Below are 25010 nucleotides of genomic sequence, written 5' to 3' on the forward strand. Positions count from 1 at the left end.
ACGCCTCCGGCCACAAAGAGAATCTTTTTAGCTTTTAGGGCTTCGAGATCTTCGTTGATCAATTCTGAGGCACAGCCCAGGGGTCCGATGAAGTCTAAGAAGGCGTCGCCCTCTTTTAACGCAGCCATGCGGATGGTGGAGGCGCCCACCTCCTGGAATACGATGGTGACGGTGCCGGCTTCCCGGTCGTAGTCACAGATGGTTAGGGGGATGCGTTCCCCTTTTTCATCCATCCGGACGATGATGAATTGTCCGGGTTCACAATGCCCCGCTACCCGGGGAGCGGCAACGTCCATCAGGACGATGTTCTCTGCCAGGTGTTCGGCTTTGACGATTTTGTACATACTCTCTCCTCTACTTCCCAGCGTCATTAATATAATTCACCAATCCCCCAGCAGCGATAAGGGTTTGCATGAATTCCGGGAAGGCCTGGCCCTGGAAGGACTGGTTCTTGGTCACATCGGTAATGACACCGGAATCGAAATCCACTTCCACGGTATCCCCGGCTTCGATCAGCGCTACTGCTTCCGGGCATTCTAAGATGGGCAGACCAATGTTGATGGCATTGCGGTAGAAGATCCGGGCAAAGCTATTGGCAATGACACAGGACACGCCGGAGGCCTTAATGGAGATGGGGGCGTGCTCCCGGGAGGAGCCACAGCCAAAATTATCATCGGCTACGATAATATCCCCAGCCTTCACTTTACTGGAAAAATCCACATCGATATCTTCCATGCAATGGGCCGCCAGCTCCAGGGGATCACTGGTATTTAAAAAACGGGCCGGGATGATGACATCCGTATCCACATTGTCGCCGTAACGAAACACACTTCCTTTTGCTTTCATCTTAATGTCCTCCTCTTATAATTCGTCCGGGGTGGCAATGCGCCCCAGGATGGCAGATGCGGCGGCGACTTCCGGGCTGGCCAGGTACACCTCGGAATCCACATGGCCCATACGGCCCACAAAGTTCCGGTTAGTGGTGGATACACAGCGTTCCCCTTCGGCCAGAATTCCCATATATCCGCCAAGGCATGGGCCACAGGTGGGGGTGGAAATGGTGGCACCAGCTTCGATGAATTCCCGGAGGTATCCCGCCGCCATGGCATCCAGGTAGATCTTATGGGTGGCCGGAATAATCAGCATCCGGACACCCTTTTTCACATGATGCCCTCTTAGGATATCCGCCGCCCGTTTAAGGTCCATGAAACGGCCGTTGGTGCAGGAGCCAATGACCACCTGGTCGATGGCGACAGGTTCTTCAATTTCCGCCACAATCTTGGTATTTTCCGGCAGGTGCGGGAAGGCCACGGTGGATTTCAGCTGGCTCAAATCGATATCAAAGGTTCTTTCGTAAACCGCATCGTCATCGGCGGTATAAGCGGTGTAATCCCCAGAGCCGTGTTCTTCCATGTAGGCGATGGTCTGATCGTCCACCGGGAAGATACCGTTCTTTCCACCGGCTTCAATGGCCATGTTGGAAATGGTGAAACGGTCATCCATGGTCAGGCTGGCCACCCCGGGTCCGGTAAATTCCATGGAGCGGTACAGGGCACCGTCCACACCAATCATCCCAATGATATGAAGGATGAGGTCCTTCCCGGAAACGTTTTTGTTCAGGGTGCCGGTGAGGTTAAAGCGCAGGGCAGCAGGAACCTTGAACCAAGCCTTGCCCGTCGCCATTCCCACGGCCATATCCGTGGAGCCCACACCGGTGGAGAAGGCGCCTAATGCCCCGTAGGTACAGGTGTGGGAGTCCGCACCGATGACCACATCCCCGGCGGCGACTAAGCCCTTTTCCGGTAGAAGAGCATGCTCGATGCCCATTTCTCCGATTTCAAAGTAATTGGTGATATCCTGATCACAGGCGAAGCAGCGGACCTGCTTGCACTGCTGGGCGGATTTAATATCCTTGGCCGGGGCAAAGTGATCCGGCACCAGGGCGATTTTATCCTTGTCGAATACCACATCCTTATCGATGGTTTCAAATACATTAATGGCCACCGGACCGGTGATATCATTGGCTAAGACCATATCCAGATCTGCCATGATGAGGTCACCGGCCTTTACACTATCCAGACCGGCGTGGGCCGCCAGTATCTTCTGGGTCATTGTCATTCCCATAGTTTAATTCTCCTTTTCATTCTAAAAAAGGCATCACAGGCGTGATACCTTTTAATCCGTGTTTTTTTAATCCACCAGCTGAATGCCGATTTCCTGGGCGGCTGTGATGGCTTCTTCGGTGGATGGGGATGCCTCCCGCATGACCAGCCGTCCACCGCCGCGGTTTAAGGTATTTACCGAACAGGTCATCAGATCCGTTTCGATGGTGATGCGCTGAATGGCATGCTCGCTGCCTTCGACGATTTCCACCTCGATGCCCTTTTCCTTCACCAGGTCGATGGATTTGTTGTACATCTCATAGTCCGAGGTGGAGGCACCGAAGACGGCTCCCATCAGGATGCCGGGGACATTGATGGAACGGCGCTTGAACAGCTCGGGGTACAGCTCGATGGTGACCTTTTTGATGGTGCCCTTGGCCAGCCGATTGGCAATCCGGGCAGCATTGGTAGGTGAGCCCACAGCCTGGCTGCTCCCCCCCACCACGGCATCGCCGAAGGTGTTCAGGATGCCCTTCGTGCCCTTGGCCATATCCTTGGCGATGACTTTGGCCTTGGCCAGGGTTTCCACCTCTTCCTGGGCTTCTGCCGCTTTCACGGCTTCGCTCACCAGGGACTCTACCTTTTCCTTCTTCTTAAAGAAGGGTTCCATGTATTCCACCACGGTGGGCACCAGGTGCTTGCCGGATTCAATATGGACCCGGCTGGCCATGGAAATCATAACGTCAAAGGGGACGTTGACGGTCATCTCCACCTTGGTACACAGCCGTCCGGAATACATCCCATTGAGGATGGCGCCGCCCACATGGGTGGTGCACAGAGCGGGCACCAGCACCCGGGGGGTACAGGGGACACCGATGGTGGGGGACATAGCTAAGACCATGGCCTTCTCCATTTGCTCTGGGGTCGCCCCTTCTAATAGTGCTGTGGCCGCGGCAATACAGGCTGAACCGGCACCAAAGCCTTCCATGTTACAGCCTGTGGTGACCTTCCCCACCCGGAAGAGGCTTCCGATTTTAAGGATGACGGCGGCAATTTCTGCCACCCGTTTGGCATCGTAGCCGTTTTCCTGCATGGCTTTTACAAAACCGGCGTAGGGACAGGAATCCCCGGTTCCGGCACAGGGCCTCAAGCCAATACAATGGTTGCCCACTTGGGCTGCCAGGGTATAGAGCAGGGCATCATCTAAAAATTTATCCCCGAAGCACTTTGGGCCTTCAATCCCTGCCAATTGGGAGGCTACTGTCCCCAAAAGGATGCTTTCTCCATCCACCAGACCAATTTCCAGAGCACGGATATTATGCTCGTACTCTGCCATGACCTGGGTTAAAATCTCCTCCCGGGACAGCCCGGATTGGATTTCACATTCCAGCAGCACCACGTCCTCTACCCGGGCGCCGAATTCAGTGGCTAAGGCCACGACTTCACCGATGGTCAGAGGGTTTTGTTCCTCGATTCTTTGTCTTAATTCTGTCATGGCCTTCACCCGCCTAACGTCCGGTGGCGTAGTTGTGTTCGACTTCGCGAATCTTTTCCAGACCCATGAGGTCGTTGAACTCACTAAAGGTGACCATGGTATCCATAACACCGGCGGTGGTGTCGTCATTCTTAAGAGCGGTCCACAGATCCACCATAGCCTTGGTGGCCACATAAATGGAAGCGGTGGGGTAAATGGTGATATTATAACCCAATGCCTCTAACGCTGCATTCTTTAATAAGGGGGTACGGCCGCCTTCCACCATATTAGCCAGGGTGTAACCTGGGATGGTTTCGTTGATACGCTTCATTTCTTCTTCCCCTTCTGGTGATTCGATGAAGATGATATCGGCCCCAGCTTCTTTATAGGCCAGTCCCCGTTCCAGGGCTTCTTCGATCCCCTTGGTGGTTCTGGCATCGGTCCGGGCCATGATCATAAAATCGGGATTCACGCGGGTATCCACGGCGGCTTTGATTTTCCCAACCATTTCTTCCTTGGATACAATTTCACGACCGACCATATGGCCGCATTTTTTAGGCATGACCTGGTCTTCTAGTTGGATGACCGCCACACCGGCTTTTTCATATTCCCGGACAGTGCGCATAACATTGACAGCATTTCCAAACCCCGTATCGGCATCGGCAATCACCGGCACGCCAGCAGCTTCGACGATGGCGTTGGCGCGGGCTACCATTTCAGTCATGGTTAAAAGTCCGACATCCGGCTGACCTAAATGGCTGGCGGATTGGCCGTAGCCGGTCATATAAACGGCATCAAATCCCAAACGGCCGATGACCTTTGCAGTCATGGCATCGTGGGCGCCAGGTGCCACCACCATTTTCTTAGTGCTTAATAATTCTCTCATCTTTGCTGCTGTATTCATTGGTTAATCTCCTCATGTTCTATATTTTTCCATTCTTCGAGCATAAAATCCAGAACGGCTTCGGGGTACCATTTGCTTAAAACCCCAAGGGCAAAAAGCAAGTAGTGCTCGTCATAAATGAGCCGTGGTGCCTGGATGGGCAACAGGGCGTTCCCTGGGTTCTCAAAGGCATGGGTAATGATTGCTCGTTTCTCCTCGTCCGCGGCGTTCACCAGAACCCCTCCGGAACAAACGATGTTTTTAATATGTCTTAAATCTCTGCCCATGGCCGTCCCGGCCATCACCCCCATCACCGCGTCATTCTCCTTGGCATAAAAGCCGGCATGACGTCTAATGGACAGATTGATGGCACAGGTTGCAATGGCATGGTCCATCGCTTTTTCTTTTTCACTCTGGGGGATGTGGTCAGGCTGTTCTTCAACCATTTCAATATAGTCGATGATGTCTGATTCCCCCACTCCGGGGCCAGCGTAGGTCAGCAGATTTTCTGCACCCACGGTATCTAACACGCCCCCGGCGCTAATGCGCATCCCCAGGTTACCCTCCACCGTCCGGTAGGAGTACTGCTTTTCATTATTGATTAGCAGCCCCCGTTCCTCGATCTTGAGTTCTAATAGCTCCGGTATGGCGGAATGGATATCGGTGGTGGCCCCGCCAATATCGATGAGCATCAGGCTTCCGATACCCTCTTTGCCGTAAATCCCCTTAGCCAGCAGCTCGCTGGCGAAGAAGACGGCCCCGGGTGTGGGGATGACCTCCTGATTGCTCAGGGTTTTACAAAATTCCTGGACCCCCTGGGCCTGGGTGATTTGTTTAATAAACTGGCTGTGGATGGCCTCCCGGGCGGGCACCGTGTTGAGCTCATGGATGGTGGGGATGATGTTGGGGATGCGGATGCTGGGAATGCCAGCCTCTTTCAGAAGGCGCACCACCCTGCGCTGGGCCACCTGGTTACAGGCCACAATAACCGTCGCCGTCACCTTCGCCCGGCAGATGATTGCTGCATTTTCCAGGGCCGAGGTTTCATCCCCATTGTCCGTTCCCCCGGCAAGGAGGATAATATCCGGACGGATTTCATGGAGGACCTCCTCCCGAAATTCTGGAGGCTCATCCACTGAGATGACCTCCATCACCCGGGCACCGGCGGTCATAGCGACCTCTTTGGCTGCCTTGGCGGTAACCTTAGGCATATAGCCCATGGCCACCATCCGAAGGCCCCCGGCGGCGCTACAGGAGCTGTAGCGTTTGTACCCCTCCTCCAGACCAACGCCCTGGTTCTGGATATCCCATTCAGCCTGGGCGGCTCCCAACGCCACATCCTTCACGGTGGTGGTGGCCTGGCCCCGGGCCAAATAGGTCAGCTTCCGGCCATCCAGGCGGAAGGCCACGGCCTTGGTCCAGGTACTGCCGATGTCAAATACAATGAGATTCGCGTCCATACTCCGCCTCCGGATTTTTTAAACTAATTTCGCTTTTTCGACGTAGACATAGCCTTCCATAATCCGTCGGGCGGTGCGGATCAGGGCCGCTTTTTCCACCACACCATCCTTGACGATGGATACCACCGGAATAACACCAGCGGGGTGGCCGATGCGTACCGTATCCTCGTCCCCGGTGTCCCGAAGGACCTGGTTAACAATGGTCCCATCGATCCGGGCGGCAGAGCCGGTACAGGCCGTTGCAGTTCCTGCGTAGGTTTTATGGAGCACCTGCATGAACATTAAGCGGGATACCAGGTCCACGGCGTCGGCTGCAATGGTATTGCCCGTGGAGAAGTCCACATAATCTTCAGGCTTGGTAACAAAGGCAATCATGGGGAAGGCCGGGGATTTTTCCGAGGCTTCCTTCTCTGTGGCTGCCATGCCGATTTTTACACAGCATTTCGCCCGGATCTCTTCCAGGTAAGCCAGAAGCTCGGCATTCCCATCGATGACATCTGGGGTTTCTGTTCCCTTCATCCCCACATCGGCGGCGTGGACAAAGATACAGGGATTGGCCACATCCACGATGGACACGTCGATGTCTCCCTTGCTGGTGGACAGCACATCCACCACATTGCCCGTGGGCAGCACCTTACCCGTGGCTGCACCCGCAGTATCTGAAAAATCCATGAGCTCCGGTGCATTGGTGCCGGGAACTCCATCAATTTTGCAATCCCCACTGACCTTGGCCTTACCATCTTCCACCTCGACCTCGGCGTAAAGCAGCTTGCCGGTATTGGTGTTATGGATGCAAACCCGGGTCATGGGTTCCACGGCCTTTACAAAGGATTCGTCAATGGCGAAGGGGCCGACCCCAGCGGAAATATTTCCGCAATTGCCGTTGTAATCCACCACAGCATCGGTGATGCTCACCTGGGCAAAGGTGTAGTCCACATCGGCATCGGGATGAGTGGATGGTCCGATGATGGCCAGCTTGCTGGTCAGGGGGTCAGCCCCAGCCAGGCCATCGATTTGGCGGACATCCGGGCTCCCAAAGATCCGCAGGATCACCTTGTCCCGCAGGTTCTGATCCGCAGGCAGGTCATTTTCCTTTAAAAAGATTCCCTTACTGGTCCCTGCCCGCATGATGACACAGGGGATTCGCATTTGATCACTCATCATTCTCCTCCTTATTGTGCTTTCTTAGCATCAATCATATCGCCAATGATTTTTACGCAGTCCTCCGGTGAACTGCCCGGTCCAAAGAAGCCATCCATTCCCATGAAGGCACTGCCTTCCTTTTGGATTTTTTCTTCAAATTGACGGTGCTCTTCTTCCTTTTCGGCAATTCTGCCACCGGCACAAACCACCATTTTGTCCCGTAGACCTAATTCCTCCAGGCGCTTGCTGACCCGTGGGAAGAGCTCCATACCCAGGCCCAGCAGGTTGCTGACGCCAACGGCATCGGCATTTACTTCTGCGGCAACCTCGGCCACGCTTTCCGGCAAGTTCATCCCCCGGAGGTAGACCACATCGTAGCCTGCATCCTGGAAAGCCTCCCGGATGACATTGATGCCGTTGACATGGGCATCGGCCCCCACGGTGGCCAGGACGATTTTTTCCTTCCGGGTGGGCGCCTTTTTGACGTGGACTTCAACCGCCTCGTCGCTTTGGGCACAGCGGCTGGCATCCACCCCCAGAGGGGTATAGCCCCGGACGTAGCGGGTAATGCCGTCGGGATCGCGGTTTACCACCACGTGGCGCTTTAAATCCCAGCCCGCAGCCCGCTGGCTGTCAAGAACCCCGGATTTTCCGGCGGTGACGATCATATCGATGAGTTCTTCATCGGACCACTGCTTCCAGAAGTCGCCTTTCATCTGATCCAGGGTGAGGCCTTCCAGATGGAGGGTCGCTTCCAGAACCGCCAGGGCTTCGTCGATGATCTCAGCCTTTCTGGCGTCGATGACCGGAGACTGAATGTCCGGGTTGACCACATGGCTAAAGACATCCTCGGTTCCCCAGATGGCCTGGCCCATGGAATCTCCCGTGGGAATCCCCACAGATTCTGCGGCCTTGGGGCGATAGAAATCTGCCCCCCCTAATTTAGCCGTCACGGCCATACGGGAGAAATGGGCGGCTTCTGCCACCAGATTTCCCGGTGGATTCTGGAAGGTTTCCGGCACGGCAATGATGGATTTACTCTGACAGGCCGTGCGGAAGGCCCGCATTACCGCCAGATCCGCGTAAATATTAATCCCCGCTACATTCATCTGAATGGCGGAAAGCTCCCAGGGCAGCTCAGCGTGGACCGCCAGTCCTTCAGACAGCAAACACATAGCCAGAGCCATGCCGTCGGTCCCCCCAATATTGTTGAGGTGCTTGTGGGAATCCAGCTGGACAAAAATATTATTTTCTGCACAAATCTGAATGGCTTTATAGCCATTGACCACCTTGGTCTTATAATCGTGGATTCCCCGTCCCCCAAAGTGAACGTGGATCACCGGCCCGATATCCGTCCCGTCAAAGCCTGCAATTAGGGCATTGATAATGGACAGATGGGGGGTATCCCCGGTGGCGTTAATCCGCACCGGATGCTTGGAGCCCCCGCCCATGGCGATGAATTCCCGCTCACCTATGGGTGTAATACCACCCTTTCCCCGGGATTGATTAATGAGCTCCCGGCCCTTTAAAGGGTCGATGTGACGGGTGGCTTCAGCGTGGACAAAGTGGAAGAGGGTTTCATCAAATTTATCAGCATAAGCGTACATTTCCTGGGATTCCCCATAGGTTTCCTCTGCCGTATTTCGACCCAAAATGGGATTCTGAATCGGCCAGCCTCTATCCTTTGCCTTCTTCGCCAAATCGTAAATCCGGTAGCCGCTGCGAACCGTCCCAGCCACTTCCCGGGGATAAGGAGCCGGCAGTCCGACCACCTCTCCGTTTTCGTCCAAATCCGGCATTTCCACATCAAAGCAATCGCTGTACGCCCGAACCGCTTCAATATCCTCTTTTATGATTCTTTTTGTTTTCTCTTGCATACTCTCCTCATTCCACTCTCTTCAACATCTGATTCTCTATCTTTCAGCTTCCCCGGTAAACCCGGGGAAGCTGAATCATCTTACTTTACCGCATGCCGTCTTCGCATTTTGCTTCTGCCATGGTCAGCCCGCCGATTCTGGCATGGGGGCGTCCGCCGTTGGAAAAGACCAGGGCCACGACGATTTCGTTGCACTTCGGAGCATCGGGAATACGCACTTCCATTGCACCGTAGTGGGTCCGAACAAAGGCGGCATCCTTAAAATGCACCGGTACGTCTAAGCTGGTTCCAGCCGGTCCGGATTTTTTAGCCGAAGGAATGATGGATTTCCCGCCGCCAATGGCTTCCCGCATGGGCTTGCCCAGCTTGGGATGCATGATAGCGCCAGCGTGTTCTAATTCCCCGTTGGAGCCAACGATGGCACCCTTTCCGTAGGTTTCAACATGACCGTCCAAAATTTCCGCAGCCTTTTTGCTGAGGTGTTCCCCCAGCCATTCGCCGATTTCGCTGAGCTCGCCTAAATCCTCGACATATTTCCCGGCAAAGGGATTTTCGATGACGGCAGCCACAGAGACCGTACGGATAGGCTGTTCCAGTTCTTTAAAGCCTTCAAATTTAACATCTTCAATCGTTGTGACAATTTTTCTGATTTTCGGTTCTACAGCCATAGTGATTTCTCCTTTATTTAAAATGGTTTGAATTATAGAATCTTTGCCGCTCTTTTTGCCGGTGGGGTATTGCGGCTCTTGGTGACCACAGCCTCCCCATCGATTAAGACCACGCTGATCCCGGGAACATCCCCGGCGGCAATGGCGCCCATGGCATCCTCTGCCACAGAGCCAAGGGGTGTATCCATAATAACGATATCCGCTTCCTTACCCACTGCAATAATCCCGGTATTGAGGCCATACACTGCTGTGGAATTCCCGGTGGCCATGCACACGGCAACTTCAGGATCGATATCCGACAGGGAAGCAATCTGGCACATATTGCGCAGGATGCCCAGGGGAATAAGGCCTGTACCCGACGGGGCATCGTTTCCGAAGATCACCCGGCCAAGCTGTCCCTTTTCGGCAGCCCGTCTGGCCACATAATCTGCAATTTTAGGATTCCCACACTGGACAATTTCCATGGCAAAATCTGTTTCATCCATGATGCGGTCCACTTCCTGGGTCGAAATAGCCGTTGGGCCGCCATTGATATGGGAAACCACATCAGGCTTGGTTTTAATGACATCATCCGCCGTAACAGTGGAGCTTCCTGGAATGGAGGTCCCGCCGGTGTGCATCTGTACCTTAAAGCCGTGCTTATGAGCCCATTCCACCATGGGAGCCGCATCTTCCGGGTTCTTAATGGTCCCTAAGCCCACTTCCCCGACAATCCAGACCCCTTCCTTCTTCATTTCGATAAAATCGGCTTCTGTCAGTCCCTTTTCCAAAATAACGGCACCGCCGTGAACCTTCACACCTGCCGGACGGGCATTATAGTAGGACTTGGACAGGGTGATGGCCAGGGCCTTCGTTCCTGCGGCATCCTTGGGGCGTCCCGGAAAATGGGGAGATCCAGCGGAAATCATAGTGGTTACCCCGCCGTGCAGGGCACTGCTGATAAAATCCATGGTTTTCTGACGGGGGGCAAAGTCCCCACCACTGACATGGACATGGGTATCCAGCAACCCAGGAGTCACCGTAGAACCTGCGGCGTCAATAATGGTGGCATCACCCGCATCCTTCATCAGCTCTTCACCGCCAATGGCAGCGATGAGGCCGTCTTCCACAACGATGGTGTCACCTTGCAGCACGGGGCTTTTGATGTCGCCACTTACAATTTTTCCAATGTTTTTGATAATTGTTTTACTCATAACAGTTCCTCCATTATATTTTCATGGGCAATGACCCGTGAATGACTCAGTTGTTTTTCCGCATGGCTTGGCCCCAGCCTGGGTGTGGCATCAACCCATGTCGATTTTTAAATCATCTTTTTGAATCCAACCAATTTTACGCAGGGGAATGGCAACGGCCAGAGTCAGTATAGCCGGCAGCACGAAGGAGATCAGAATCAAGCCGATCCAATCCCAGGCACCGGCCTGCACAGCTGCTTCTCCCAGGGCCAAAGCATTTTCTGAGGGTGAGGCCCAACCGGTAATCACTCCGATTTGACCAACGAGGCCAGAGGTTCCCATCCCAGACGATACAGGGGCACCATTCATTTTTAGCTTAAAGATGCAGGTCGCAATAGGGCCAGTAATGGCTGAAGCCACAATGGGCGGAATCCAAATCTTCCAATTTCTTAAAATATTCGGAACCTGGAGCATGCTGGTCCCAATCCCCTGGGCAATCAGTCCCCCGAAACCATTTTCAGGATAACTCATGACCGCAAAGCCAACCATCTGGGCGCAGCAGCCTGCCACCCCAGCCCCACCGGCTAAACCGACGAGACCCAGGGCCGCACAAATGGCCGCCGAGCTGATGGGCAGGGTCAGACAGATCCCGCAGATTACCGAGACCAAAACACCCATGATGAAGGGTTGGAAATCCGTAGCCCACATGATGGCAAAGCCGATGCTGCTGGCCGCCGCACCAATGGCTGGGGCAATGGCCATGGCAATAATGATCCCCCCGGCGATGGTCACAAAGGGTGTCACGATGATGTCAACCTTTGTTTCTTTAGAAACAATTTTTCCAAGCTCTGCTGCCAGGATGGCAACCACCAGAACAGCCATGGGGCCCCCGGCCCCGCCAAGCTTATTGGTGGCTTGCCCAACGGCTGCCAGGGAATATAAGACCAAAGGGGGTGCCTGCAAGGCGTACCCAATGGATATCGCCATGGCACAGCCGGTCACCGAGGTTGCAAATCCCCCAATTTCCACCAGCTTCACTGCCATATAATCCAGTGTCGATACATTGGTTGCCGTGGCCAGATCCAGGGTGGAATTCCCGATATTCTGACCGATGGTGGTAATGATCGTCCCAATGAGGAGCGATGCAAATAGCCCAAGGGCCATTGCAGAAAGCGCATCGATGCCATATCGCTTAAACGAGATAATGACATTCTTTTTCTCCAAAAACCGTAGAACTGCGTTTTTCTCTTTGTTTTCCATAGTGTTTCCCTCTCTAATTGTTAACATTAATGGATTTTATTCAGTTTTATTTTTCTTGTGCCTTTACCGCTGCCACAATGTCTTTCGGCATAATGGGGGTATGGGTGAAACGTGTGTCCAAAGCATCCTCAATGGCGGCAACCACCGCCGGAATCATGGGAATCAGGGCCGGTTCGCCCACGCCCTTTGCCCCGAAGGGTCCTGGTCCGCCTTCGCTTTCGACCAGGATTGAATGGATCTCCGGTACATCTCGGTTGGACGGAATAATGTATTTGGACATGGACGGGTTCTTGATGGCACCATTTTTGGTGTTGACTTCAATTTCCTCCATGAGGACGAAGCCTTGACCCATGGTGACTCCCCCTTCGATCTGGCCTTCGACCATGGATCGGTTAATGGGCGTTCCCACATCGTGGGCGGAAACCACCTTAAGAACATCCACCTCTCCGGTTTCCGTATCCACCTCCACCTCAGCAATGGTGGTGGCGTAGGAATAAACCTCAAAGGGAATCCCAGACATATCCTCTGGCGCCAGGCCCGTTGTGTTGGGGTTATAGGCCCCTGCACCGACGGCCATCCGGCCAGCAGCCTTCATGGCGGCCATCAGCTCACCATAGGTCATGCTACGCTCTGGATCCGCGGTGATGAAAACCGTATTGTCTCTGAAGCTCAGCTCCTCAGGCGCACAATCCAGTTTTTCCCCTGCTGTTTTAGCCAGGGTTTCCTTGGCCTGACGGCAGGCCAGAATAACGGCGTTTCCGGTGATAAGGGTTTGTCTGGAAGCTGACGTTGCCCCACCATCCGGGGTGACCATGGTATCTCCCCAGGTCACATGGATTTTTTCATAATCAAGTCCAAGCTCTTCAGCGGCGATCTGGGCCATGGCCGTCCCGCTCCCCTGTCCGATATCCGCCGCACCAAACATCACGTTGGCGGAACCATCTCCGTGGATTTCCACGAAGGCAGCCGCAGGGTTAGGTAGGCCCGTATTCCCGATGCCGTACCACATACTGCCGACACCTTTACCGCGTTTTTTCATAACCCATCACCTCCACTGCTTTTTCTCTGGCTTTTTCCAGTGTTTCGATTAAGCCGACGCTGTTTTCCAGAACTTGTCCGGTGGCCAGCTTCGATCCGACCTGATGCGCATTGAGAATCCGGATATCAATGGGGTCTATTCCCAGGGCTTTAGCCAATGCATTCATCTGTCCCTCATGACATACCGATGCCTGGGGAACCCCAAATCCCCGGAAGGCCCCACTCATGGGATTATTGGTGTAGACAAATTTAGCATCTACCCGTACATTGGGCACCACGTAGGGTCCCATGCAATGCACCGTTGCCCGGGTGATAACCGCCGGTCCGTAGGAGGCATAAGCCCCGGTATCCCCAAACATTTCAACCTGCACCGCCTGGAGCCGGCCATCCTTGGTGGCCCCGGTCTTACAATGCATGGTCATGGGGTGACGCTTGGAGGAGACCGTGGTGGATTCCTCCCGGGAGCGGACCATCTTCACCGGCTTTTTGGTATGGTAGGTCAGCAGGGCACAATGGCACTGAACCGAAAGGTCCAGCTTCCCGCCAAATCCGCCGCCAGTGGTGGCCTGGATAATCCGGACCTTGCTGTTGGGCAGGGCCAGCATTCCAGCAACCTCTCCCCGGTCGTAATGGGGATTCTGGGTCGACACCACAACGGTGAGCATTCCCTCATTGTCGTAGTAGGATACGCCGGCATCAGGCTCGATGAACATATGGGTTAGACGGTGGGTGGAGTAGGTATCCTCCACAACGATATCGCATTGTTTAAAAGCGGCATCCACGTCCCCGTATTCCAAATGTTTGACCTGGTGAATATTGGTGTCGCCATGGATGGCTGGGGAGTCTTCCTCCAGGGCCCGCTCTATGGTGAAAATCCCTTCCAGCTCCTCGTATTCAATGGTGATGGCATCCAGGGCTTCCTGAACCAGGTCCGGGGTCCGGGCGGCCACTACGGCAATGGCATCGCCATACCGACGGACCTTATCATCCACCAGGCAAGGCTCATCCTTTATAATGATGCCAAATCGATTCTTTCCTGGAATGGCGTGGTAGTCTAACACCGCTTCCACACCGTCAATGGCCCGGGCTTTGGAAAGGTCCAGGGATACAATTCTGGCATGGGGTACAGTACTTCGAAACACCCCGGCGTAGAGCATATCCGGGAAGGAATAATCCGCCGCAAATTTAGCGGTGCCCATTACCTTTTCCAGGGAATCAACCTTGACCTTGTTTTTTCCAAGTACTTGATAGTCCTTTCCCATCAGGCGTCCTCCTTCATCCTCAGTTCGCGCATCCGTTCCACGGCGTAGCGCACAGCAGCGTGAATTTTAATATAGCCGGTACAGCGGCACAAATTACCAGACATGGCCACTGTGATTTCTTCATCCGTGGGATCAGGGTTTTTGTCCAGAAGGGCCTTGGCCGTCAGGATCATTCCCGGAGTACAATACCCGCACTGGACAGCCCCAGCTTCCAGGAAACATTGCTGCAGCAGGCTGGGCTTGCCATCCTCGGCCACCCCTTCCAGGGTAATGATGGTGGATTCGTCAGCCTGTCCGGCCAGCATACAGCAGGTGGTTACCGCATCACCATTGAAAATGACGGTGCAGGCCCCACACTCCCCTTCGGAGCAACCCTCCTTCACGCTGGTCAGTCCAAAGTCCTCCCGAAGAAGATCTAAAAGCCGTTTATTGGGTTCAGTCACGATGCTCCGTGCCTCCCCATTGAGATTAAGATTAATGGTGATTTTATTCATTGCATCCCCCTTCTAATTGATCCAGGATGTCCACAAAAAGCTTTTTAAAGACGCCCTGGACGCTTTCCTTTTTATACAGCACGGAGGGACGGGCCCGGGCCATATCGTACACGGTATCGTGGAGAATGGGAAGGGTGGCTTCCAGGGCTTCCATGGTCAGGGGTGCCCCCACCAGCATTTCCTCGGCCTGTTTAAAATGGAGGGGATAACGGCCAATACAGCCTCCCCGCATGGATGCCCAGGTACACACCCCAGCGTCGTCCACCTTAACCGCCATGCCGCCTCCGATGACGGAGATGGCCAGGGATTTCCGCTTGGCCAGCTTGTAGAAGGCACTGGCACTGTGGGCATCCGGGCGGTCGATGATGACCTCGGTCATGATCTCGTCAGCTTCCAGGGCATTGCGCCGTTTGAAGCCCTCTCCATCGAAGAAATCCGTCAGCTTCATCTTCCGGGTGCCCCGGACGCTTTCCAGCACCGCCGTGGCATCCAGTGTCGTCATGGCAGAGACCCCGTCCCCAGCCACGGAGGAGGTGGATAAATTCCCGCCGATGGTTCCCAGATTCCGGATTTGGGGGGAACCCACCTGGCTGGCGGCTTTATACAGAGCCCGGACATGGGAGCGGATAAAGGGATGGTTTTCAATTTGGGTAAAGGTCGACAGCGCACCGATATGAATGGTGTTTTCCTCTACCCGGATGTATTCCAGCTCTTTAAGCTTCTTAATATCGATCACCACATCCGGCTTTTCCCAGCGATCATTGATTTCAATGACCAAATCTGTCCCTCCTGCAATGATTGCCGGGGGAACATCCTTATACTGATGCAAAAGGCCTTTTGCTTCCTCTAAGGTTTTAGGGGCGAAAAATTCAAAGTCTTTCATCTATTGCCCTCCTGAAACTGAAACGCCGGTCATCTGCTCCCATACCTTAATGACCGCTGACATATCCTCCCGGCCCAAGCCCATGGCCCGACCGCCTTCAAAGATTTGGGTCGCCATGGCGGTCATGGGAAGGGGAACATTTCCCTCCTTGCCAGCCTCCAGGGCCAGGCCTAAATCCTTATGCTGGAGATCCATGGCAAATCCCCCTGCAAAATCACCGCTCATGATGAATTTTTCCATCTTGGCTTCCATAGCATAGCTTCGGCCTGAGCTTTTCCCGATGATTTCCTGCATGGTTTCTGGTTTTAATCCACATTTCACCCCGAGGACCAGCGCTTCGGCCAGGCTGGCCATATTACAGCCTAGAAGCAGGTTGTTGACGATTTTCACCGCATCCCCTGCACCTGTATCCCCCACATGATAAACATCCTTACCAATGACGCAAAGGACAGGCTGTATTTTCCCAAAGACCGCTTCTGAGGCCCCCACCATGATGGTCAGGGTTCCGGCTTCGGCCCCCTTGGTTCCGCCGCTTACCGGGGCATCCACATAATCGACACCCTTTTCTGCAGCGACCTTGGCCATTTTCAAGGTTGAGGATGGGGATACGCTGCTCATATCCACAATGACCGTCCCTGCTTTACAAGCTGAAAGGACACCCGCAGGCCCATTCATGACGGCTTCTACAACCCCGGCATTGGGCAGGGAGGTAAAAATAATATCCGAAGCAGCGGCAACCTTCTGATTGTTTTCACAGGCCTCGGCTCCCTGGGCCACCACTGCAGCCACATTAGCCTCCATCAAATCGAAAGCATAAACCGTATACCCCTCTTTGAGGAGGTTGATCGCCATGGGTTTTCCCATGGCCCCTAACCCGATAAATCCAATTTTAATTAATTTTTCCATTGTTCCACTCCATCTCTATACTTCATTGGGGCGCCACGCCATGGCGGTGCCCCCGACATCGGCAAAGACCGCTGCCACATTCCCCATTCGGGCCTGGCGTACCGCTTCTGCCTCTATCTGTTTAAGACTCTTTTGCCGAACCCCATCACTGAGGACTCCCACCTGGGTAACGACCTGAAGCTCTGCAATATCGCTTTCCCTCTGCATATCCCCGGCCCGGGCGGTAATCACCCCGTCACAGGCCACATAGGAGGTATTGGCCAGATGTGTCGCGCAGGCATCGGCAATCATACAACGCTTTGAAAGAACGGTGACGGCATTGGCAATCCCCCGGGTGAAGCTCCGTCCGCCTAATCCGCTGGTGCACACCCCGCCGATGCCATCCTCCTCTGTGAGGGTAATGGTTTGGGTGATCTGCCCTGCGGCCAGATTCGGAAGGATTCCCATGCGGATACTGGCACCTCGGCGCAGCCGAAGGGCAATATCCCCGCCATTGTTAACAATAACCGTGTCCACATCCTCCTTAAACAGCTGATCCGCCACACCGTCCGCCACCGTTCCGGCCACTGTAGCCATGGGGGTTAAGGTCGGTTCATCCACCCGTCGAACGGTTTCGAGCATCTCAAGGGGCAGTCCCCATAGGCCCTGGCCATCAATCTCTCCGGGATAGCGGCACAATTGATCCCGGGCTTCTGCGATTTCTTCCAAAATCCTGGGAATGGCCTGAGCATGGGCGGCACACAGAGACGGCTGTGCCACCCCATTTTTCATGGCCGACAGAACCATGGACACCGGCCCGTAGTCCACGTAAATCCTGCCATCGGCCAGCTCCCGGAAGAAGTCCTTATTTATAGTCGGACACATCTTTAATCTGATCCATATGGCCACCCATGGCTTCGTAGTCCGCTACCGTCATGGTGTATTCCACCGGTGCCACCGTTGCCGGTGTGGGCACCCAGGTAAAGGCCTTGTTCACCACCTTTTGGGTATCCACCATGAAATTAATGCCGCCGCCGGGATAAACGAAGGCGGGGGCTCCTCCAATGGTTAACACCGCCTTTTGCTCATGAACGGCTTCGGTAATCTTCACCGGGTGGGTGCACACCCCACCCCGGGCACTGCCGCCGGTTCCCCCGGTGTATAAAATCGAGGTCATGGAGCGTTGACAATTATCCTGGATGGCCTGGGCCACACCAAGGGCCGCTTCCGTCATGGGGATTTCATCAAAACTGCCATCTGCCTTCAGCTCAAACAAAGCGTAAATCTCACCGGTGGTGTTCACCACCATGACCTGCATGCCGGCCTTGGCTATGCTCATATCTGCCGCCTTGATGGCGTCCCGGGGTGTTTCCAGGGAGGTTCCGCCGATGCCGCTGCCATGACCGCCAAAGTAACGGCCTCTGGAGCTTTTGATGGCATTGGGGATAATCCCGCTCCAGGTCATTCCCACGGCTTCACCCGCCAAATGCTCGGAGCACAGCCCAATGACATGGTGGTCGATCACGATACATTCATCCACCGCATCCTTCATCCGCTTGGCGAAGAGTCCCACGGTGGCACTGCCGCAGCCAATGCGCATGATGCTTTCTTCCACACCGTCGATGACTGGTGCCACACCGGCCTTCAGCTTTAAGACGATCTTTTTGTTGACCTTCAGCTCAACCTCTTCCCCGTTGGCCAGCTCTACGATGGTCCGGGCTGTGGCAAAGCCATTATCCCCGGTGAGTCGATTGGCACCGCCGATGGCGATCATCTTCGAGCCGTATTCCTCGGTGTTGACCATCCCCACGACCTTGCCGTCACGGTAAACCGGGTCTCCTTCTTCCCCGATATACGTGTTGGTATCCAGCTTGATCACCAATCCACTGTAGCTTAAAGGGGCCTCGGTGACCACTGTCACCACATCCACGCCGTCCCGACATTCACTGACGATATGGGGGGCTGGCTTGGAGCAGGGGTAGTTGGTTCCGGCACCCACGGCTGTAATGATAGGCTTTTTGATATTGTCCGCTGCTTCCTTTTGTTCTAAGGGTTCCACCACCAGCTCCCGATCCCTGATCAGCTTTCCCCCGACATTGCGGTAACGGGTGCAGGCCCCGGTTTCCCCCAGGGGGACCTTGCACTGGATGGGACAGGAGCTGCAGACCACCACGGACTCGAAGGGTGCGTCGTTTTCGATGGCACCAAATTTACATACCCGTTTGCAAATACCACACTCCACACATTTTTCCGTAATTTCTACAATTGCCCCTTTGTCCTTTTTTTCATAATACACCGCATGGACCGGACACTCCTTGACACACATCCGACACTTTTTACACTTTTCTTCATCAATTTTAAACATCCTCTAAATCTCCTTCATCGAATAATCGGTGCCTCTCCGCCACTGATTCTCCTTTCCAAATACTTAACCCTATTATATTAAACTCTTAACTTTATTCCCAATATTAAATATTTAGAAAATTTCCATTGCATCATATCTTTTCGATATGACTTGTTTTCATTTGTAGATACCGATAGGGATAGCATTTTATATTGCTCTATGTTAAAATGAAATTAAATCGATATGGTTGTTCATCTTAAAATTAGGAGGTTTGATCGTCATGACATTAAAACAGCTCGAATATTTTTTAGCTATTGCTGAAACTGAGAACATTACAAAGGCTGCCATCAATCTGAACATCAGCCAGCCCCCCCTTAGCCAATCCCTAAAAGCACTGGAAGAGGAATTTGACATTGAGCTGTTTAAGCGCGAAAAAAAACGGATGATCATTACCGAAAAGGGGTTGCTCCTCCAGGAGCGTGCCAAGGAGATTCTCAGCCTTATCAATGAAACCATCGCAGACCTCCAGGCTGAGGAGGCGGAAAAACAGGAAATCATTCGCATTGGCACCATTACCTCGGCCTGTAACCAGCTGCTCCCCCAGCGAATTAAAGAATTTTTAGAAATTGAACCTAATGTTCATTTTGATATTGTGGAAGGAAGCACGGCTTCCATTTGTGCCCTCCTCTCCATTGGTTCTGTTGATCTGGGAATCGTCCGGGAGCCCTTCAACCTCCATGATTTTCATTCGATCCTCCTGGAAAACGATGGCCTGAGCAACCCTCATTTTGATTCCTTTGTCACCATGGCCAAGCCGTCCTTTTACAAGGATTTGGAGTCACCCAGTATCGATTTAGCCGAACTTAAAAACACGCCTTTAATCGTTCACCACCGCTACCGGGAGCTCATTACAAATAATTGTCGGCAGAAGGGGTTTATTCCGAAGTTCTTCTGTCTGAATAACGATTTGTCCTCTTCGCTCAGCTGGGCGGAGCAGGGCTTGGGTGTTGCCATTGTACCCTACACCTCTTCCCTTCTAAAAAATGATTCAGACATGGTGGTCAAGACCATCACCAGCCCCACTATTTCCTCCTGTGCCTATATCATCTGGAATTCGGACAGCCCCTTGTCCGTCACCCTGTTAAATTTTATCCAGTTTTTCAATAATCAAAGTCTGCCTCTGCAGTAGGTGGGATCCGAGGGCCTTTTATTCTTCTCAAAGAATTTTTAATGCCTCGTGCAAAAATGCCTTGGAGGCCCTGGTCACCGTGGTGTACAAGCGAAGACCGACTGCGGAAATGGCAACCAGTTCTGTTTTTTCGACAGGCTTTTGGGCCTTTTGCATTTCCACACAGTCTCCTACTGCACTGACCTCAAAATCCCCATCCAGGGTTTTAACAAAGCCCTTAAACCGATAGGTATCAGGGATAACTGCCTTTAAGAAATCATTGAAGGCCTTGTAATCCATGGAATGCACAGCCTCCAGGTTCAAGGTTACCGGGCGGCTCTCTGGGGTATTGGTGGTTTCTTGGGCATCCCGACTACTGGCGTTAACCCTCAAGACCGCTTTATAATCAAATTGACAATAGGTGGTCACAAAAACCTGGGCATTAGGATTAATGGCCCTCACCCGGGCAACCACTCCATCACGGGTATCCTCGTCCATTCGATCTGCCTTGTTAACCAGCACGATATCGGAATACTCCACCTGCCGGGTCAAAGCCGGGAGCAGCTTTGACATTTTCAAGTAGGTTTCCCCATCGATAACACAAAGGGCACTTTGATAGTAAAAGGCATCTCCGGTCTTTCCCCGAATGCCCTCCAGAATCGTCCCAATGTTGGAAGGATCGGCCAGCCCCGACGCTTCGATGAACAGCATGTCAATATCACACTGAGACATGGCGATGAGACTATCCACAAATTTATCCTTTACACAGGCACAAAAGATGGAGCCGTTGGACACCTCGGCCATGGCCATCCCCTCGGTTTCCACTAACCGGTAGTCAACATTGATCTTCCCGAAATCATTGACGATAACTCCAATCCTTTGACGCTGAAAAGACGACATCAGCTCTTTGAGCAACGTCGTCTTTCCGGCGCCTAAAAAACCTGTCAATAAACAGATATTCGTTTTTCGATGCGCAATGTCACACTGGCAGGTGACACCTTTATAAGAGGGCTTCAATTTCCTGGCTTAATTCTTCATTATCGGGAATAATGGAAACGTGCTTAATTTCGCCATTAATGACCATGGTGGGCAGGTTGGTGATGCCCATCTTCTGGCATCGAACCATATTTTCTTTAACCGTATATTTGTACTCAATAATATCGATTTGATCGCCGTATTTTTCCTTGGCACGGGTTGCCGCAGCCATCATATAGGTACAGGCTGCACACTGTACGGAGTCCAGGGTGAAAACTTCGATAAAGGGGCGTTCAAGATGATCATAATCCGGTATTTCAACTTCAATATCGCTTAAATCCATCCCTTCATAACCGACGATCATTTCCCGGGCCTGTTCGGTGCTTTTAACGGCTTGGGCACAGGCGATGGTATTTTCCAGGGGCACATCGTAGGGCATATCACAGCCGGGACTGACAATCATGTTGCGTTTGTCCTCAATGGAATCCAGAAGGTCGATGACGCATTTCCGGTTATCATTGGGTTCCCCGTGGAGCATAACCACGGTCAGGGGAATATTCCCGCTGATGGCAATATTGTATTTGTCGGATACCGATTTCCCATATTTGAAATCCACATTTTCATCGACGGCAATGCTGTCCGGATTGGTCTTGCACATAACATCCAACTGGGGTGTCGCATTCCCGCACACGAAGAAGGAGGAGAAGCGATCCCGACTGCGGATATAGTCGAAGACGGCGGTGAAGGATTCTGACAACATAGCATCAAAGGATTCCGGCGCAATCTGGCTCACCAGAGGGTCTACCACGGCGATGATATCCATCCCGGCTTCAATGTACATTTCGCTCATCTTAATGGCCACTTCCGCACAGAAGCCAACCAGTTCCCGGACATAATCCTCATCCATGAGCATATCCGTAAAGATTTCACTGCCCCGAAGATGGGATGCCAGGGTGAAGGGGCCACAAATCAGGCCATAGAGAGCGATATCCTCCCCAACAGAAGCCTTGAGCTTCGTCATGGCTTCCAACATAACAGGGATTCGTCCCGATTCCCGGGTGGGTATTTTACACCGGCATGGAATGCCTTTTTTATCCCCTTCGTAGGGATGGGTTTCCACGGAAGGCGGGTTATCCCGGGCCCAGAGCAGCTCGCAGCCAAGGATTTCCGCTTCCAGCTGAAGGTCGAACATAATGGGCATGCCGTCAGGGCCGTAAACCTTGGCCACTTCCATTAAAGATTCGTATAATTTCTGGCCATCCTTTAAAATCTCTTCAGCCGTATATCCTGCCAGCTTTCCAGAATGGATGCCTGAAAAGGGAACCCATGGCACCCGTTCTGTTGGCTCGTGGCGCATTGTTTTAAAAATCAGCTCTTTACTCATTTGTTTGTTCCTCCTCATGGATTGGATTTTAATTTTCATTCAGGCGGGGCCACTTTATCAATGACTCCGCCTCAAGGACCTTTAGCAATGGAGGCTTCTTTCCAGAAGTCTCCATTCAGATTGTAGACAAACTCAGGTCAGGGAGGGGATAAAAATACGCGAACCCCGGCGCCCCTGCGGGCTGAAGCTTTCGTCTTTTATCACATTAAGGAAGTAAACCCGCCTTAAACCTTATCAAAACCGAAGGTTTTGCGCACTGACGAATGAGCGGTTTCCCTTTGTTCGTCAGCGCCTGGGGTACGGGGTGAGTCTTTTTTATCCTCTCCCTGACCGCGCGACACCACTTTGTCGACGCTTTGGATGGAGGCTTCTTTCCAGAAGCCTCCATTTATTTTGATTTCTCCCAAAATTTCTATTCAGTATTCCTAAATTACTCCTGAATTTCGTAGAAACGATCTGTAGCTCGATCCAGAGTTTCATAGAACTCCTTGGAATCGGCTTCGTCTTGTTTTGTGCACAAGCTAACCACTACCATGGTAACCGTCGCACCAAGAAGGCCGATGGCACCATACCAGGTATCTCCCACGTTCCATACAAAGTAGGTCAAAAGAACTAATACTGTTCCAACAATGGTCGACACAACAGCAGCCTGCTTTGTGGCTTTTTTCCAATAAAGGCCAAAGACCAGAATTGGGAACAGCGGCATGACGATGGCAATGGAGAACATAATGAGCGTAAAGATCAGCTCTGGTGGATTCAGTGCAATCACCAGAGAACCCAGGCCAAGCACCGCGATAATAACACGATTGACCAGCATTTCCTTGTTCTTAGGCACATTGATATGAAAGGTGTTCTTAATTAAATCAGAAGCCACAATACCGGAAGCAACACTTAAGAAGGCATTGGCCGTGGACAGACCGACCGCCGTCGCCCCAACGAAGAAGCCAATCATCATTAAGACCGCCAAGGTGGGATTAAAGGCATTCACAAAGTTATTAATCATATAGGGGATGATTAATTCAGATTCTGAAGTTGCCATATCACTGACTAAAGCCAAGCCGATCAGGCCAATTAACATCGTTCCTGTCCACACCAAACCCTGAAGGGCCGGTGTCATGTAAGAAAGCTTTCTTTGAGCCTTTAAATTGTCCCCATAGTAACCTGAACGAACAAATACATGGGGGAGCATAATGGTCCACCCAATGGCACAGGAGAAGGGGTAGCCAAAGCGTGACGCATAGGACACCCACCCGCTGGGCCCTGGATAGGAGAAGAAAGATTGCGTATTCTCCCAAAGGCTTTCCACCGCCAGGGTCAGGGATCCGCCAAAACCAACGATGAGACAGGCAATGACGATGAACCACAGTAGGGCGATAAAAACGAGCCCCTGAATGGTATCTGCCGTCGCCGCTGACTTCACCCCGCCAATACAGACGAAGATGGTCATAATCAAGCCCACGACGATAACCGCCGTCTGATAGGGGATGGCACCGCCAGTAGCGTAATCCGCCGCCTGGGCAATGGCCACCAGCACCGAAGAAATATACGGAAAAGAAGCTGCCAGGAAGACAATACCAAGAATGGTGCGGAGGGCAGGGCTCTTAAACCGTTCGAAATAGAAATCTGCAGGTGTGACAAAGGTACTTCCCTTTTCCTGATTAACCATCCACACCTTGTTCATTGTAAAGTGAGCAATAATTGGGAAGAGTGCGATATAGCTCATTTCTGAAATCCAGTATCCCAGTCCCCCACGATAGTAAGCCCCTGGTCCAGCAAAGAAAACCCAGGTACTCATCAGCGAAGCAATATAGGTCATGACCAAAATAGGCCAGGCGACACTTGCGGTTAATAAATTCTCTCCAGCCGCTTGTTTCTTTTCTTTCTGAGTAACATAGAATGCTACCCCCAGCAGGAAGCACATATAGATGCCAAATGCAACCCAGATTGTCATTGAACTTAGCATTTTTCATCCCCTTTGTTCTTTTTCTCTTGATCCTTCAAACGGTATGCCTTATAGACCTTATGCATCCCGACATAAACGGCAATCCACAGGGGTATAACGGTCAGGGCCGCATGGACCAGTGTTGGGATGGCTTCACCGTAAGGTGGCACTCCCGGAAGATTGTACAGCACGAACAAAGCCGTAACGACAATCAACCAAATCTTTTCAGTTTTTGTGACTCTCATGGTTTTTCCTTTCGCAGCAAAACAGTTGCGGTGCATTCATCATATTAGCCCCTTTTCTCAGACATCGCTTCCACACGTCGTTAAAACAAAGGAATTGCTGAGTTTGGCCCAGGCAAACTCGAAGGAAGCCTGTAGCCAGAAAATTAGAGAGGGATTCTTCCGTTTTAAAACCTAGCCTTTGAAAGGGGGCTCATATGATGAATGCACGTTTTTGCAGTAATAAGCGTTGCCAGATAGAAATCTCCCTTCTATCTGGTATCCCGCCCAATTCATTGGATGAATCAGGCAGGATATATCACTCATCGCCATTGAAGAGTGCAGAATCCGCGCTATTTAAATAGCCGAATCAATG

General features: G+C 52.6%; 23 protein-coding genes and 1 pseudogene. 1 reads left to right on the forward strand and 23 read right to left on the reverse strand.

The window, feature by feature from the left end; all coding sequences use genetic code 11:
* The 18 genes and pseudogenes from BLW33_RS12110 to hnr all read right to left on the reverse strand — a co-directional run.
* Positions 1-344, reverse strand: a pseudogene (locus tag BLW33_RS12110) (sulfide/dihydroorotate dehydrogenase-like FAD/NAD-binding protein); the annotation flags it as partial.
* A 10-nt stretch (positions 345-354) separates the two neighbouring features.
* Entirely contained in the window at positions 355-846 is a 492-nt protein-coding gene (gene dmdB / locus BLW33_RS12115; RefSeq protein WP_090309261.1) for a 2,3-dimethylmalate dehydratase small subunit, read from the reverse strand.
* Between the two features lie 15 nt (positions 847-861).
* Positions 862-2124, reverse strand: a complete 1263-nt coding sequence (gene dmdA, locus BLW33_RS12120) for a 2,3-dimethylmalate dehydratase large subunit (RefSeq protein WP_090309264.1) — start codon at positions 2122-2124, stop codon at positions 862-864.
* A gap of 66 nt (positions 2125-2190) precedes the next feature.
* The gene (locus tag BLW33_RS12125; protein WP_090309267.1) at positions 2191-3597 is read right to left on the reverse strand and encodes an L-serine ammonia-lyase, iron-sulfur-dependent, subunit alpha; all 1407 of its coding nucleotides are present in this window, start codon (positions 3595-3597) and stop codon (positions 2191-2193) included.
* Between the two features lie 13 nt (positions 3598-3610).
* Entirely contained in the window at positions 3611-4480 is an 870-nt protein-coding gene (dml, locus tag BLW33_RS12130; RefSeq protein ID WP_090309269.1) for a 2,3-dimethylmalate lyase, read from the reverse strand.
* A complete protein-coding gene (locus BLW33_RS12135) occupies positions 4477-5919 on the reverse strand; it encodes a glutamate mutase L (RefSeq protein WP_090309272.1) in 1443 nt (480 codons plus the stop codon). The genes dml and BLW33_RS12135 overlap by 4 nt, the downstream gene beginning before the upstream one ends.
* A gap of 18 nt (positions 5920-5937) precedes the next feature.
* Positions 5938-7080, reverse strand: coding sequence for a 3-methylitaconate isomerase (mii, locus tag BLW33_RS12140; RefSeq protein ID WP_090309274.1), 1143 nt, complete (start codon positions 7078-7080; stop codon positions 5938-5940).
* An 11-nt stretch (positions 7081-7091) separates the two neighbouring features.
* On the reverse strand, positions 7092-8939 hold the full coding sequence (mgm, locus tag BLW33_RS12145) for a 2-methyleneglutarate mutase (RefSeq protein WP_090309277.1): 1848 nt from the start codon (positions 8937-8939) through the stop codon (positions 7092-7094).
* Between the two features lie 85 nt (positions 8940-9024).
* Positions 9025-9606, reverse strand: a complete 582-nt coding sequence (locus BLW33_RS12150) for an amino acid synthesis family protein (protein WP_090309280.1) — start codon at positions 9604-9606, stop codon at positions 9025-9027.
* A gap of 32 nt (positions 9607-9638) precedes the next feature.
* Positions 9639-10799, reverse strand: a complete 1161-nt coding sequence (ena, locus tag BLW33_RS12155; protein WP_090309282.1) for an enamidase — start codon at positions 10797-10799, stop codon at positions 9639-9641.
* A gap of 90 nt (positions 10800-10889) precedes the next feature.
* Positions 10890-12038 (reverse strand): PTS sugar transporter subunit IIC, encoded by a 1149-nt coding sequence (locus BLW33_RS12160; protein ID WP_090245345.1) that lies wholly within the window; start codon positions 12036-12038, stop codon positions 10890-10892.
* 46 nt (positions 12039-12084) lie between these two features.
* Positions 12085-13077, reverse strand: a complete 993-nt coding sequence (gene ndhM / locus BLW33_RS14480; RefSeq protein ID WP_278286203.1) for a nicotinate dehydrogenase medium molybdopterin subunit NdhM — start codon at positions 13075-13077, stop codon at positions 12085-12087.
* Positions 13061-14338 carry a nicotinate dehydrogenase large molybdopterin subunit NdhL gene (gene ndhL / locus BLW33_RS14485; RefSeq protein WP_278286204.1) on the reverse strand — a complete coding sequence of 426 codons (1278 nt, stop codon included), beginning with the start codon at positions 14336-14338 and terminating at the stop codon, positions 13061-13063. The genes ndhM and ndhL overlap by 17 nt, the downstream gene beginning before the upstream one ends.
* Complete coding sequence (gene ndhS, locus BLW33_RS12170; protein ID WP_090309285.1) at positions 14338-14832, reverse strand: nicotinate dehydrogenase small FeS subunit NdhS; 495 nt, start codon at positions 14830-14832, stop codon at positions 14338-14340. The genes ndhL and ndhS overlap by 1 nt, the downstream gene beginning before the upstream one ends.
* The gene (gene ndhF / locus BLW33_RS12175; protein WP_090309287.1) at positions 14825-15715 is read right to left on the reverse strand and encodes a nicotinate dehydrogenase FAD-subunit NdhF; all 891 of its coding nucleotides are present in this window, start codon (positions 15713-15715) and stop codon (positions 14825-14827) included. Before ndhF ends, ndhS begins: the two co-directional genes overlap by 8 nt.
* Positions 15716-16621 (reverse strand): 2-(hydroxymethyl)glutarate dehydrogenase, encoded by a 906-nt coding sequence (gene hgd, locus BLW33_RS12180; protein WP_242911672.1) that lies wholly within the window; start codon positions 16619-16621, stop codon positions 15716-15718.
* 15 nt (positions 16622-16636) lie between these two features.
* A complete protein-coding gene (locus BLW33_RS12185) occupies positions 16637-17485 on the reverse strand; it encodes an FAD:protein FMN transferase (RefSeq protein ID WP_090309289.1) in 849 nt (282 codons plus the stop codon).
* On the reverse strand, positions 17466-18965 hold the full coding sequence (hnr, locus tag BLW33_RS12190; RefSeq protein WP_090309292.1) for a 6-hydroxynicotinate reductase: 1500 nt from the start codon (positions 18963-18965) through the stop codon (positions 17466-17468). Before hnr ends, BLW33_RS12185 begins: the two co-directional genes overlap by 20 nt.
* 259 nt (positions 18966-19224) lie before the next feature.
* Here hnr and BLW33_RS12195 point away from each other — a divergent pair, with 259 nt between their 5' ends.
* Positions 19225-20133, forward strand: a complete 909-nt coding sequence (locus BLW33_RS12195) for a LysR family transcriptional regulator (RefSeq protein ID WP_090309294.1) — start codon at positions 19225-19227, stop codon at positions 20131-20133.
* A gap of 27 nt (positions 20134-20160) precedes the next feature.
* On the opposite strand, the gene BLW33_RS12200 is transcribed toward BLW33_RS12195, so the two are convergent.
* From BLW33_RS12200 to BLW33_RS12220, 5 genes are all read right to left on the reverse strand, one after another.
* Entirely contained in the window at positions 20161-21060 is a 900-nt protein-coding gene (locus BLW33_RS12200; protein ID WP_176966725.1) for a GTP-binding protein, read from the reverse strand.
* A gap of 52 nt (positions 21061-21112) precedes the next feature.
* Positions 21113-22471 (reverse strand): uroporphyrinogen decarboxylase family protein, encoded by a 1359-nt coding sequence (locus tag BLW33_RS12205; RefSeq protein ID WP_090309298.1) that lies wholly within the window; start codon positions 22469-22471, stop codon positions 21113-21115.
* A 224-nt stretch (positions 22472-22695) separates the two neighbouring features.
* Complete coding sequence (locus BLW33_RS14185; RefSeq protein WP_090309301.1) at positions 22696-22878, reverse strand: hypothetical protein; 183 nt, start codon at positions 22876-22878, stop codon at positions 22696-22698.
* A gap of 23 nt (positions 22879-22901) precedes the next feature.
* Complete coding sequence (locus BLW33_RS12215) at positions 22902-24434, reverse strand: sodium:solute symporter family protein (protein WP_090309303.1); 1533 nt, start codon at positions 24432-24434, stop codon at positions 22902-22904.
* Positions 24428-24658, reverse strand: coding sequence for a hypothetical protein (locus tag BLW33_RS12220; protein WP_090309305.1), 231 nt, complete (start codon positions 24656-24658; stop codon positions 24428-24430). The genes BLW33_RS12215 and BLW33_RS12220 overlap by 7 nt, the downstream gene beginning before the upstream one ends.
* Positions 24659-25010: the final 352 nt, after the last annotated feature.

The sequence above is a fragment of the Eubacterium aggregans genome (genome assembly GCF_900107815.1).
Classification (GTDB): Bacteria; Bacillota; Clostridia; order Eubacteriales; family Eubacteriaceae; genus Eubacterium_O; species Eubacterium_O aggregans.

Coding starts and splice junctions, on each gene's coding strand:
- ndhF (WP_090309287.1), bottom strand. CDS start 15,715: ATGAAAGACTTTGAATTTTTCGCCCCTAAAACCTTAGAGGAAGCAAAA.
- hgd (WP_242911672.1), bottom strand. CDS start 16,621: ATGGAAAAATTAATTAAAATTGGATTTATCGGGTTAGGGGCCATGGGA.
- hnr (WP_090309292.1), bottom strand. CDS start 18,965: ATGTTTAAAATTGATGAAGAAAAGTGTAAAAAGTGTCGGATGTGTGTC.
- BLW33_RS12150 (WP_090309280.1), bottom strand. CDS start 9,606: ATGGCTGTAGAACCGAAAATCAGAAAAATTGTCACAACGATTGAAGAT.
- ndhL (WP_278286204.1), bottom strand. CDS start 14,338: ATGGGAAAGGACTATCAAGTACTTGGAAAAAACAAGGTCAAGGTTGAT.
- BLW33_RS12185 (WP_090309289.1), bottom strand. CDS start 17,485: ATGTGTCCGACTATAAATAAGGACTTCTTCCGGGAGCTGGCCGATGGC.
- BLW33_RS12205 (WP_090309298.1), bottom strand. CDS start 22,471: ATGAGTAAAGAGCTGATTTTTAAAACAATGCGCCACGAGCCAACAGAA.
- BLW33_RS12125 (WP_090309267.1), bottom strand. CDS start 3,597: ATGACAGAATTAAGACAAAGAATCGAGGAACAAAACCCTCTGACCATC.
- ndhS (WP_090309285.1), bottom strand. CDS start 14,832: ATGAATAAAATCACCATTAATCTTAATCTCAATGGGGAGGCACGGAGC.
- BLW33_RS12195 (WP_090309294.1), top strand. CDS start 19,225: ATGACATTAAAACAGCTCGAATATTTTTTAGCTATTGCTGAAACTGAG.
- mii (WP_090309274.1), bottom strand. CDS start 7,080: ATGAGTGATCAAATGCGAATCCCCTGTGTCATCATGCGGGCAGGGACC.
- dml (WP_090309269.1), bottom strand. CDS start 4,480: ATGAATACAGCAGCAAAGATGAGAGAATTATTAAGCACTAAGAAAATG.
- BLW33_RS12160 (WP_090245345.1), bottom strand. CDS start 12,038: ATGGAAAACAAAGAGAAAAACGCAGTTCTACGGTTTTTGGAGAAAAAG.
- BLW33_RS12135 (WP_090309272.1), bottom strand. CDS start 5,919: ATGGACGCGAATCTCATTGTATTTGACATCGGCAGTACCTGGACCAAG.
- ndhM (WP_278286203.1), bottom strand. CDS start 13,077: ATGAAAAAACGCGGTAAAGGTGTCGGCAGTATGTGGTACGGCATCGGG.
- mgm (WP_090309277.1), bottom strand. CDS start 8,939: ATGCAAGAGAAAACAAAAAGAATCATAAAAGAGGATATTGAAGCGGTT.
- BLW33_RS12215 (WP_090309303.1), bottom strand. CDS start 24,434: ATGCTAAGTTCAATGACAATCTGGGTTGCATTTGGCATCTATATGTGC.
- ena (WP_090309282.1), bottom strand. CDS start 10,799: ATGAGTAAAACAATTATCAAAAACATTGGAAAAATTGTAAGTGGCGAC.
- dmdA (WP_090309264.1), bottom strand. CDS start 2,124: ATGGGAATGACAATGACCCAGAAGATACTGGCGGCCCACGCCGGTCTG.
- BLW33_RS12220 (WP_090309305.1), bottom strand. CDS start 24,658: ATGAGAGTCACAAAAACTGAAAAGATTTGGTTGATTGTCGTTACGGCT.
- dmdB (WP_090309261.1), bottom strand. CDS start 846: ATGAAAGCAAAAGGAAGTGTGTTTCGTTACGGCGACAATGTGGATACG.